Raw genomic sequence first — 12,390 nt, forward strand, 5'->3', positions numbered from 1 at the left:
GGTTAACCGTTCTGGTTGATGACGGCTTCAACGACGCTGTTCGGCGCCTCTTCGTAATCCGCGAACTCCATGGTGTAGCTCGCGCGGCCCTGGGTCTGAGAGCGCAGGTCGGTTGCGTAACCGAACATCTCAGCCAGCGGAACGGTGGCGCGGATGACCTTGCCCGCGGGCGAGTCGTCCATGCCCTGGACCAGACCACGGCGACGGTTCAGGTCGCCCATGACATCCCCCATGAATTCCTCGGGAGTCACGACCTCGACCTTCATCACCGGCTCGAGGAGCACGGCCTTGGCCTTGGGCGCGCCTTCCTTGATCGCCATGGAAGAGGCGACCTTGAACGCGGTCTCGTTAGAGTCCACGTCGTGGTAGGAACCGTCGAACAGCGTGACCTTGACGTCAATCATCGGGTAGCCCGCGATGACACCGTTCTGGAGCTGCTCATAGGCCCCTTTCTCGACGGCCGGCACGTATTCCTTCGGAACCACACCGCCGACGATTTCAGAAGCGAATTTGAAGTTCATCTCTTCATCTTCGCCCTTGTCCTCGGCCGTCAACGGCTCGATACGCAGGATAACGTGACCGTACTGGCCGCGACCACCGGACTGGCGAACGAACTTGCCTTCCTGCTCGACGCTGTTGCGGATGGTTTCGCGGTAGGCGACCTGCGGCTTGCCGATGTTGGCTTCCACCTTGAACTCGCGACGCATGCGGTCAACGATGATGTCCAGGTGCAGCTCGCCCATGCCGGAGATGATGGTCTGGCCGGTTTCCTCGTCGGTCTTGACCTGGAAGGACGGATCCTCCTGGGCCAGCTTGCCGAGGGCGACGCCCATCTTCTCCTGGTCGGCCTTGGACTTCGGCTCCACGGCCACGGAGATCACCGGATCCGGGAACTCCATGCGCTCGAGAATGATCTTGTCATTCAGGTCGCACAGGGTGTCACCGGTGGTGACGTCCTTCAGGCCGATGCAGGCAGCGATGTCGCCGGCCAGCACTTCCTTGATCTCCTCGCGGGAGTTGGAGTGCATCTGCACGATACGGCCGACGCGCTCCTTCTTCTGCTTGACGGAGTTGTAGACGCTGTCACCGGATTTCAGCACGCCGGAGTAGACGCGGATGAAGGTCAGGGTACCGACGAACGGGTCGGTGGCGATCTTGAACGCCAGGGCGGCGAAAGGCGCACTGTCGTCCGCCTCACGGGTCGCAATGGTGCCGTCCTTGTCGTCCAGCTCACCCTCGATGGCCTTGACCTCGGTCGGCGACGGCATGTACTCGATCACGCCGTCCAGAACCGCCTGCACGCCCTTGTTCTTGAACGCGGAGCCACAGGTGACCAGCACGATCTCGTTGTCGAGCGTACGACGACGCAGACCGGCCTTGATCTCCTCCTCGGAGAGGTCGCCTTCCTCGAGGTACTTCTCCATCAGTTCTTCGGAGGCCTCGGCGGCGGACTCGACCATGTGCTCGCGGTATTCCGCGGCCTTGTCCTGCAGATCGGCAGGAATGTCGACCAGCTCGTAGTTCATCCCGAAGTTGGCTTCATCCCACTGGATGGCCTTCATCTGGATGAGGTCGATCACGCCCTTGAAGTCGTCCTCGGCGCCCCAGTTGATCTGGATCGGCACGACGTTGGCGCCCAGCTTGTCTTTCAGCTGGTTGACGACCATGAAGAAGTCGGCACCGGCACGGTCCATCTTGTTGACGAACACCATGCGCGGAACTTCGTACTTGTTGGCCTGGCGCCAGACGGTCTCGGTCTGCGGCTGCACACCGGAGGAACCGCACAGCACGACGACCGCACCGTCGAGCACACGCAGGGAACGCTCGACTTCGATGGTGAAGTCAACGTGCCCGGGGGTGTCGATGATGTTGATGCGGTGCTCATCGAACTGCTTGTTCATGCCCTGCCAGAAGCAGGTGGTCGCCGCGGAGGTGATCGTGATGCCACGCTCCTGCTCCTGCTGCATCCAGTCCATGGTGGCGGCGCCCTCATGGACCTCGCCGACCTTGTGAGACAGACCGGTGTAGAACAGGACACGCTCGGTAGTGGTAGTCTTACCGGCGTCGACGTGGGCCACGATACCGATATTGCGGTAACGCTTGAGCGGAGTCTTGCGAGCCACGATGTAACTCCCGTTGGTTGGCGGTGCGGTTTAGAAGCGGTAGTGAGAGAAGGCCTTGTTGGCCTCTGCCATGCGATGCACGTCTTCACGCTTCTTGACGGCCGAACCCTTGCCTTCGGCGGCATCCAGCATTTCGCCAGCCAGACGCTGCACCATGGTCTTCTCACCGCGACGACGTGCGGCGTCCACCAGCCAACGCATGGCCAGCGCCTGACGGCGAGACGGACGCACTTCGACCGGTACCTGATAGGTCGCACCGCCGACGCGGCGAGACTTCACCTCGACCATGGGCTGGATGGTTTCCAGCGCCTTGTCGAAGATCTCCAGCGGCTCTTCGTTGGAACGATCGGCAACCCTGTCCAGCGCACCATAGACGATGCGCTCAGCTACGGACTTCTTGCCGCTGATCATCAGGTGGTTCATGAACTTCGCCAGGCGCTCGGATCCGAACTTGGGATCCGGGAGGATCTCGCGCTTGGCCGCAACTCTTCTTCTAGGCATGATAAGCCCTCTTCCGAAGGGTCCTTCAGGTAAACCCGAGACGACCGGATGGGCGCTCGACCTTACTCTTATCAGACCGTGTCAATATCGATGTTCTGGTGTGGCCGTAGCCGGTAACGCTGCGCGGAGGCTTAGGCCTTCGGACGCTTGGTACCGTACTTGGAACGACCCTGCTTACGGTTCTGGACGCCGGAGGTATCCAGGGCACCGCGAACGGTGTGGTAACGGACACCCGGAAGGTCCTTCACTCGACCGCCACGGATCAGGACCACGGAGTGCTCCTGGAGGTTGTGGCCTTCACCGCCGATGTAGGAAGACACCTCGAAGCCGTTGGTCAGGCGCACACGGCAGACCTTACGCAGGGCCGAGTTCGGCTTCTTCGGGGTGGTGGTGTAAACGCGGGTGCAGACGCCGCGCTTCTGCGGGCAGGCCTGCAGCGCAGGCACGTCGCTCTTGGCGGCCTGACGCTTGCGCGGCTTGCGCACGAGCTGATTGATGGTAGCCATTTATCGCTCCAAATGGGTTGCCTTGGCGGAAGCGAGTAGCCGTTCGCTTCCTGTCTTGCGTTCCTCTTTCCCAATGGCGCGGGCGCACCCGCCCCACTGTTAAAGGCTGCGCATTCTAATGGCTGACGCCATCGACCGTCAAGCGCGACGCCCCGAGGGGCGCCGCGCGAGCGGTCATCGACGTCAGATTTCGTCGTCGTCCGAGTCGAGCGCGGTGAGCTGAGCGCCCAGTTCCTGCTCGACATCCTGGGCCGACGGCTGGAGCACGCGTTCGGCGTCTTCACGCTTGCGGCGGCGCTCCGCATGGTGGGTCAGGCCGGTACCGGCCGGGATCAGACGTCCCACCACCACGTTTTCCTTCAGGCCGCGCAGGTAGTCGCGCTTGCCGGTAACCGCCGCTTCGGTCAGCACCCGCGTGGTCTCCTGGAAGGAGGCCGCGGAGATGAACGACTCGGTGGCCAGGCTGGCCTTGGTGATACCCAGCAGCAGGCGCTGGTACTTGGCCGGGAACTTGTCGGTGGCCTCGAGCGCCGCGTTCTGCTCCAGCACCCGCACCAGCTCGACCTGGTCGCCCGGGATGAAGTCGGAATCGCCGGCATCGGTGATCTCGACCTTGCGCAGCATCTGACGCACGATCACTTCGATGTGCTTGTCGTTGATGCCCACGCCCTGCAGGCGATAGACGTCCTGCACCTCGGCGACGATGTACTTGGCCAGTTCGGCGATGCCGAGCAGGCGCAGGATATCGTGCGGATTGCTCGGGCCGTCGGAGATGACCTCGCCCTTCTCGACGGTCTCACCCTCGAACACCGCGATCTGGCGCCATTTCGGGATCAGCATCTCGAACGGATCGCCGGATTCCGGGGTGATCGCCAGACGACGCTTGCCCTTGGTTTCCTTGCCGAAGCTGATGGTACCGCTGATCTCGGCGAGGATCGCCGGCTCTTTCGGCTTGCGCGCCTCGAACAGGTCGGCCACGCGCGGCAGACCACCGGTGATGTCCTTGTTACCGGTGGCTTCCACCGGAATACGGGCCACCACCTCGCCGACGCCGATCTTGGAACCGTCGTCGACGGTCACGATCGCCTTGCCGGGCAGCAGGTACTGCACCGGGGTGTCGGAGTTGGCCACGGTCACCGGCTTGCCGGCCTCGTCGGACAGCAGGATCATCGGGCGCTTGTCGCGGCCGGCCATGGGACGCGCCGCAGACTCGATCACCTCGATGGAGGACAGGCCGGTCATCTCGTCCACGCTGCGGTGGATGGTGACGCCCTCGTCCATGTCCGCGTACTGCACCTTGCCCTCGGCCTCGGCCACGATCGGGTGAGTGTGCGGATCCCACTTGGCCACGGTCTGACCGGCGTCGACGACATCGCCGTCCTTGACGGAGAGCTCGGCGCCGTAGGGCAGCTTGTAGTACTCGCGCTCGCGACCGTGCTCGTCGGCGACGGCCAGGGCGCTGGAGCGGGAGACCACGACCAGCTTGCCGTCGCCGCGTTCCACGTGCTTGATGTTGTGCAGGCGCACCTTGCCGCCGTGCTTGACCTGGACGCTGTCCACTGCGGAGGCACGAGAGGCCGCACCGCCGATGTGGAAGGTCCGCATGGTCAGCTGGGTACCCGGCTCACCGATCGACTGGGCGGCGATGACGCCCACGGACTCGCCGACGTTGACCTGATGGCCACGGGCCAGGTCGCGACCGTAGCACGAGGAGCAGACGCCATGGCTGGTGTCACAGCTGATCGCGGAGCGCACCACGATCTCGTCGACGCCCATGGTGTCGAGCTCGGCGCACCAGGCCTCGTCGAGCAGCGTGCCGCGCGGAATCAGCACTTCCTCGCTCTCGGGATCGATGACGTCCTGGGCGACCACGCGGCCAAGCACGCGCTGGGCCAGCGAGACGATGATGTCGCCGCCCTCGATGACCGGGTGCAGGGTCAGGCCGTTCTCGGTGCCGCAATCGGCCTCGGTGATGACCATGTCCTGTGCCACGTCGACCAGACGACGGGTCAGGTAACCGGAGTTGGCGGTCTTGAGTGCCGTATCCGCCAGGCCCTTACGCGCACCGTGGGTCGAGATGAAGTACTGGAGGACGTTCAGGCCTTCACGGAAGTTGGCGACGATCGGGGTCTCGATGATCGAGCCGTCCGGCTTGGCCATGAGGCCACGCATGCCCGCCAGCTGGCGGATCTGGGCGGCACTACCCCGGGCACCGGAGTCGGCCATGATGAAGACGCTGTTGAAGGAGTCCTGCTCGACCTCGTTGCCCTCACGGTCGATGACGCTCTCCTTGGAGATGCCGGTCATCATCGCCTTGGCGACCTGGTCGTTGGCACGGGCCCAGATATCGATGACCTTGTTGTACTTCTCGCCCGCGGTCACCAGACCGGAGGAGAACTGGTCCTCGATTTCCTTGACCTCTTCCTCGGCGCCTTCGACGATCTCGGCCTTGGCATCCGGGATGACGAAGTCGTTGACGCCGATGGAGGCGCCGGACCAGGTGGCCATGCGGAAGCCGGTGTACATCAGCTGGTCGGCGAAGATCACCGCGGGCTTCAGGCCGGCGCAGCGATACACCTCGTTGATCAGCTGGGAGATCGCCTTCTTCTTCATCGGCTGGTCGATCAGCTCGAAGGACACGCCTTCGGGCAGGATGCGGAACAGCAGCGCGCGACCCACGGTGGTGTCGTAGATCTTGCGAGTCTGGCTCTGCTCGCCGGTCTCCTCGTCCACGGTCACCTCGTCGAGGCGCACCTTGACGCGGGCGTGCAGGTCGACGCTCTGGGTGCCGAAGGCGCGCTCGACCTCGTTGAGGTCGGAGAACACCATGCCCTCACCCTTGGCATTGATCTTCTCGCGGGTCATGTAATACAGACCCAACACCACGTCCTGGGACGGCACGATGATCGGCTCGCCGTTGGCCGGTGACAGCACGTTGTTGGTGGCCATCATCAGCGCGCGGGCTTCGAGCTGCGCTTCCAGGGTCAGCGGCACGTGGACGGCCATCTGGTCGCCGTCGAAGTCGGCGTTGTAGGCGGCACACACCAGCGGGTGCAGCTGGATCGCCTTGCCCTCGATCAGCAGCGGCTCGAAGGCCTGGATGCCGAGACGGTGCAGGGTCGGGGCGCGGTTGAGCAGCACCGGATGCTCGCGGATGACATCGGCGAGGATGTCCCACACCTCCGGCAGCTCGCGCTCGACCATCTTCTTGGCGGCCTTGATGGTGGACGCCTGGCCGCTGGCCTGCAGCTTGGAGTAGATGAACGGCTTGAACAGCTCGAGCGCCATCTTCTTCGGCAGACCGCACTGGTGCAGACGCAGGGTCGGACCCACGGTGATGACCGAGCGGCCGGAGTAGTCGACGCGCTTGCCCAGCAGGTTCTGACGGAAACGCCCCTGCTTGCCCTTGATCATGTCGGCCAGCGACTTCAGCGGGCGCTTGTTCGAGCCGGTGATGGCCCGGCCGCGGCGGCCGTTGTCGAGCAGGGCGTCGACCGCTTCCTGCAGCATGCGCTTCTCGTTGCGCACGATGATGTCCGGCGCGTTGAGATCCAGCAGCCGCTTGAGGCGGTTGTTGCGGTTGATCACGCGACGGTAGAGGTCGTTCAGGTCGGAGGTCGCGAAGCGACCGCCGTCCAGCGGCACCAGCGGACGCAGGTCCGGCGGCAGCACCGGCAGCACTTCCATCACCATCCACGCCGGGTCGTTGCCGGAGCCCTGGAAGGCCTCCAGCAGCTTCAGGCGCTTGGACAGCTTCTTGATCTTGGTCTCGGAGTTGGTCTGCGGGATTTCCTCGCGCAGACGCTCGATCTCTTCCTCGAGATCGATGTCCTTGAGCATGGCCTGGACGGCCTCGGCACCCATGCGGGCGTCGAAGTCGTCACCGAACTCCTCGAGGGCCTCGAAGTACTGCTCGTCGTTGAGCAGCTGGCCGCGCTCGAGGGTGGTCATGCCCGGATCGACGACCATGAAGCTCTCGAAGTAGAGCACCCGCTCGATGTCGCGCAGGGTCATGTCCAGGAACATGCCGATGCGGGACGGCAGCGACTTCAGGAACCAGATGTGCGCGACCGGGCTGGCCAGCTCGATGTGGCCCATGCGCTCGCGGCGCACGGCGGCCTTGGTGACCTCCACGCCGCACTTCTCGCAGATGATGCCGCGATGCTTCATCCGCTTGTACTTGCCGCACAGGCACTCGTAATCCTTCACCGGGCCGAAGATCTTGGCGCAGAACAGGCCGTCGCGCTCCGGCTTGAAGGTACGATAGTTGATGGTCTCGGGCTTCTTGACCTCGCCGAAGGACCAGCTGCGAATCATGTCCGGCGACGCCAGCGTGATCTTGATCGCGTCGAACTCGTCGGACTGAGACTGCGATTTGAGGACTTTCACCAAATCTTTCATGGGTCGGCTCCGTTGCGGAGTTGTCATGGGCGGGGGCGCGCACGCCCCCGCGGACCGTCATTACTGCGAAGCGCCGTAGCGGCCGCCTCAGCTCTCCAGTTCGATATCGATGCCCAGCGAGCGGATTTCCTTCACCAGCACGTTGAAGGATTCCGGCATGCCCGCCTGCATGGTGTGGTCGCCATCCACGATGCTCTTGTACATCTTGGTGCGGCCTTCCACGTCGTCGGACTTGACGGTGAGCATTTCCTGAAGGGTGTAGGCGGCGCCATAGGCTTCCAGGGCCCAGACCTCCATTTCCCCGAAGCGCTGACCACCGAACTGCGCCTTGCCGCCCAGCGGCTGCTGGGTCACCAGGGAGTAGGAACCGGTGGAACGCGCGTGCATCTTGTCATCCACCAGGTGGTTGAGCTTCAGCATGTACATGTAACCCACGGTGACCGGGCGATCGAAGGCATCGCCGGTACGACCGTCGTAGAGGGTCGTCTGGCCGGAGTCCGGCAGGTCGGCCAGCGTCAGCAGGTGCTTGATCTCATGCTCGCGAGCACCGTCGAAGACCGGCGTGGCCATGGGCACGCCCGCCTTGAGGTTCTTCGCCAGCGCGATCACCTCGTCGTCGGAGAGCGAATCGATGTCCTCGACCCGGGTGCTCGACTCGGTATTGTAGACCTTGCCCAGGAACTCGCGGATCTGCGAGACCTGCTGGTCGCGGGCGTCGCGCAGCATGTGCTCGATCTTCACGCCGAGGCCGCGGGCGGCCATGCCCAGGTGGGTCTCGAGGATCTGACCGACGTTCATGCGCGACGGCACGCCCAGCGGGTTCAGCACCACGTCGATCGGCTCGCCGTTGTCGTCGAACGGCATGTCCTCGACCGGCATGATGGCCGAGATGACACCCTTGTTACCGTGACGGCCGGCCATCTTGTCGCCCGGCTGCAGGCGACGCTTGATGGCGAGGTAGACCTTGACGATCTTCAGCACGCCCGGCGCAAGGTCGTCGCCCTGGGTGAGCTTGCGCTTCTTGTCCTCGAAGCGCTCGTCCATCTCCTTGCGACGGGTCTCCAGCTGCTCGTCGGCCTGGGCCAGCAGCTCGTTGAGGTTCTCGTCCTGCATGCGCAGCTTGAACCACTGCTGACGCGGCAGCTCCTCGAGGTACTCGTCGCTGAGCACGTCGCCCTTCTTGAGCTTCGGCCCCCCGTTGACCGGCTGGCCGACCAGGGTGCGCTGCAGACGCTCGAAGGTCGCGTCCTCGGCGATGCGATAGGTCTCCTGGAGATCCTTGCGCACCTCGTCGAGCTGTTGCTGCTCGATGGAGAGCGCACGGGAGTCCTTCTCCACGCCGTCGCGGGTGAACACCTGCACGTCGATGACGGTGCCCTTCATGCCGGTCGGGGCACGCAGGGAGGTGTCCTTCACGTCGGACGCCTTCTCACCGAAGATCGCACGCAGCAGCTTCTCCTCCGGGGTCAGCTGGGTCTCGCCCTTGGGCGTGACCTTGCCGACCAGGATGTCGCCCGCGCCGACCTCGGCACCGATGTAGACGACGCCAGCCTCATCCAGCTTGCCGAGCGCGGACTCGCCGACGTTCGGAATGTCGGAGGTGATCTCCTCCGCGCCCAGCTTGGTGTCGCGGGAGACGCAGGTCAGCTCCTGGATGTGGATGGTGGTGAAACGGTCTTCCTGGACGGCCCGCTCGGAGAGCAGGATGGAGTCCTCGAAGTTGTAGCCGTTCCACGGCATGAAGGCGATGCGCATGTTCTGGCCCAGGGCCAGGTCACCCATGTCGACGGACGGGCCGTCGGCCAGGATGTCGCCGCTGGCCACGCTGTCGCCGGGGCGCACGATCGGACGCTGGTTCTGGCAGGTGTTCTGGTTGGAACGCAGGTACTTGGTCAGGTTGTAGATATCGACGCCGGCTTCGCCGCCGATGATCTCGTCCTCGTTGACCCGCACCACGATGCGCTTGGCGTCGACGGAGTCGATGGTGCCGCCACGACGGGCCACGGCGCAGACGCCGGAGTCGCGGGCCACGAAACGCTCCATGCCGGTACCGACCAGCGGCTTGTCGGCGCGCAGGGTCGGCACGGCCTGACGCTGCATGTTCGCCCCCATCAGGGCGCGGTTGGCGTCATCGTGCTCGAGGAACGGGATCAAGGCCGCGGCCACGGACACCACCTGACGCGGCGAGACGTCCATCAGGGTGACCTGCTCGGGGCGCATGAAGGTGGTCTCGCCGCGATGGCGGACCTGCACCAGGTCGTCGACCAGCTTGCCGCCCTCGTCCACGGTAGCCGAGGCCTGGGCGATGACGAAGTTGCCCTCCTCGATCGCGGAGAGGTGCACCACGTCGTCGGTCACCTGACCGTCCACGACCTTGCGGTACGGCGTCTCGAGGAAGCCGTAGCTGTTGGTGTGGCTGTAGGTGGCCAGCGAGTTGATCAGACCGATGTTCGGACCCTCAGGGGTCTCGATCGGGCAAAGGCGGCCGTAGTGGGTGGCGTGAACGTCACGCACCTCGAAGCCGGCACGCTCGCGGGTCAGACCACCCGGGCCGAGGGCGGAGACGCGACGCTTGTGCGTCACCTCGGACAGCGGGTTGTTCTGGTCCATGAACTGCGACAGCTGGGAGGAGCCGAAGAACTCCTTCACCGCCGCGGCCACCGGCTTGGCGTTGATCAGGTCCTGCGGCATCAGGCCTTCGCTCTCCGCCATGGAGAGGCGTTCCTTGACCGCACGCTCGACGCGCACCAGGCCGACGCGGAACTGGTTCTCGGCCATCTCGCCGACGCAGCGGATGCGACGGTTGCCCAGGTGGTCGATGTCATCGACGTCGCCGAAGCCGTTACGGATGTTGATCAGCTCGCCGAGCACGTCGAGGATATCGCGCTGATCGAGAACGCCGGCGCCCTCGTCCTGCTCGCGGCGCAGACGACGGTTGAACTTCATGCGACCGACGCCGGACAGGTCGTAGCGGTCCTCGGTGAAGAACAGGTTGTTGAACAGCGTCTCGGCGGCCTCCTTGGTGGGCGGCTCGCCGGGGCGCATCATGCGGTAGATCTCGACCAGCGCCTCGAGCTGGGAACCGGTGGTGTCCAGCTTGAGGGTGTCGGAGACGAACGGACCGCAATCCAGATCGTTGGTGTACAGGGTCTCCAGGCGGGTCAGACCGGCCTGGCCCAGGGTTTCCAGCACTTCCGGAGTGATCGCGGTGTTGCAGGCGCAGATCAGCTCGCCGGTGTTGGGATCGATCTGGTCCTTGGCCAGCACCTTGCCGAACAGGTAGTCCATCGGCACCTCGAGACGCTCGAGGCCGGCCTTCTCCAGCTGGCGGATGTGCTTCTGGGTGACGCGACGACCTTCCTCGACGATGACGTTGCCGTCACCATCCTTGATGTCGAAGGTCGCGGTCTCGCCGCGCAGGCGAGACGGCACCAGTTCCACGGAGAAGCCGCGCTTCTCGATGTGGAAGGTGCTGGTGTCGAAGAACTCGTCGAGGATCTCCTCGGCGCTCATGCCCAGCGCGCGCAGCAGCACCGTGGCCGGCAGCTTGCGGCGACGGTCGATGCGCACGAAGACGTTGTCCTTGGGATCGAACTCGAAGTCCAGCCAGGAACCGCGGTAGGGAATCACCCGAGCGGAATACAGCAACTTGCCGGAGGAGTGGCTCTTGCCCTTGTCGTGATCGAAGAACACGCCCGGGGAGCGGTGCAGCTGGGAAACGATGACGCGCTCGGTACCGTTCACCACGAAGGTACCGTTCTCGGTCATCAGGGGGATTTCCCCCATGTAGACTTCCTGCTCCTTGATGTCCTTGATCGCCTTGTTCGACGAATCCTTGTCGTAGATGATCAGACGGACCTTGACGCGCAGGGGAGCCGAATAGGTGACGCCACGCAGCTGGCACTCCTTGACGTCGAAGGCCGGAGTGCCGAAACGGTAGCTGACGTATTCCAGCGCAGCATTGCCGGAGAAGCTCTCGATCGGAAAGACCGACCGGAAGGCGGCATGCAGGCCGAGGTCGAGGCGTTCTTCGGGTGAGCGATCCTGCTGGAGAAAGTCGTAATAGGAATCAAGCTGGATGGCCAGCAGGTAAGGCACATCCATCACTTGGGGCAGTTTGCCGAAATCCTTGCGGATGCGTTTTTTCTCAGTGTATGAGTAAGCCATCTGTATTCCCCAGCTTGTTCACCATGGGTGACCGATGCGTGTCGGCGCCACCCGACGGACGCGGCTCCGTCAGGCGCTGACGGCAAGCCCCCGGAGGGAGGCTCGCCGTCGGAATTCGGCTGGCGGAGGCCCGAAGGGCGAACCGCCTAGCGACAACAGAAAAAGGCCGGCAGCGGGTGTCCCGCCACCAGCCGTGGAAGCTTACGCAGCGCGTGAAGCCGTGGGCACAAGGATTACTTGAGCTCCACGCTCGCGCCGGCTTCTTCCAGCTTGGTCTTGGCTTCTTCGGCATCTTCCTTGGACATGCCTTCCTTCAGGGTCGCCGGGACGCCGTCGACGGCACCCTTGGCTTCCTTCAGGCCCAGACCGGTGATCTCGCGGACGGCCTTGATGACGTTGACCTTCTTGTCGCCAGCGGCGGTCAGCACCAGGTCGAACTCGGTCTGCTCTTCGGCAGCAGCGGCTTCACCGCCACCCGGGCCGGCGACGACGGCAGCAGCGGCGGTCACGCCGAACTTCTCTTCCATCGCTTCGATCAGCTCGGCGACTTCCATCACGGACATGTCGGCGACGGCGTTGATGATGTCTTCTTTGGTCAGTGCCATTTTCACGTTCCTAACTTTGCGGGAGTCTCGGCGGGCCGACGACTCGGTGATTCAATATTCGATTCGCGAGAGGAGGTCGAGTTCGCC

6 protein-coding genes are annotated in these 12,390 nt (G+C 64.1%); all 6 read right to left on the minus strand.

The genetic code is table 11. From position 1 onward, the window contains the following. Positions 1 to 2: 2 nt before the first annotated feature. Entirely contained in the window at positions 3 to 2,123 is a 2,121-nt protein-coding gene (gene fusA / locus QWG60_RS15450) for an elongation factor G (protein ID WP_046077810.1), read from the minus strand. A gap of 30 nt (positions 2,124 to 2,153) precedes the next feature. Beyond that, the gene (gene rpsG / locus QWG60_RS15455; protein WP_016856423.1) at positions 2,154 to 2,624 is read right to left on the minus strand and encodes a 30S ribosomal protein S7; all 471 of its coding nucleotides are present in this window, start codon (positions 2,622 to 2,624) and stop codon (positions 2,154 to 2,156) included. Between the two features lie 131 nt (positions 2,625 to 2,755). Beyond that, a complete protein-coding gene (rpsL, locus tag QWG60_RS15460; protein ID WP_016856424.1) occupies positions 2,756 to 3,130 on the minus strand; it encodes a 30S ribosomal protein S12 in 375 nt (124 codons plus the stop codon). 183 nt (positions 3,131 to 3,313) lie between these two features. Beyond that, complete coding sequence (gene rpoC / locus QWG60_RS15465) at positions 3,314 to 7,531, minus strand: DNA-directed RNA polymerase subunit beta' (RefSeq protein WP_035596338.1); 4,218 nt, start codon at positions 7,529 to 7,531, stop codon at positions 3,314 to 3,316. 87 nt (positions 7,532 to 7,618) lie between these two features. Further along, entirely contained in the window at positions 7,619 to 11,698 is a 4,080-nt protein-coding gene (gene rpoB, locus QWG60_RS15470) for a DNA-directed RNA polymerase subunit beta (RefSeq protein WP_146909596.1), read from the minus strand. A gap of 233 nt (positions 11,699 to 11,931) precedes the next feature. Beyond that, positions 11,932 to 12,303 carry a 50S ribosomal protein L7/L12 gene (rplL, locus tag QWG60_RS15475; RefSeq protein WP_016856427.1) on the minus strand — a complete coding sequence of 124 codons (372 nt, stop codon included), beginning with the start codon at positions 12,301 to 12,303 and terminating at the stop codon, positions 11,932 to 11,934. Between the last annotated feature and the right edge of the window lie 87 nt (positions 12,304 to 12,390).

It is taken from the genome of Halomonas halophila (genome assembly GCF_030406665.1).
GTDB classification, from domain to species: domain Bacteria; phylum Pseudomonadota; class Gammaproteobacteria; order Pseudomonadales; family Halomonadaceae; genus Halomonas; species Halomonas halophila.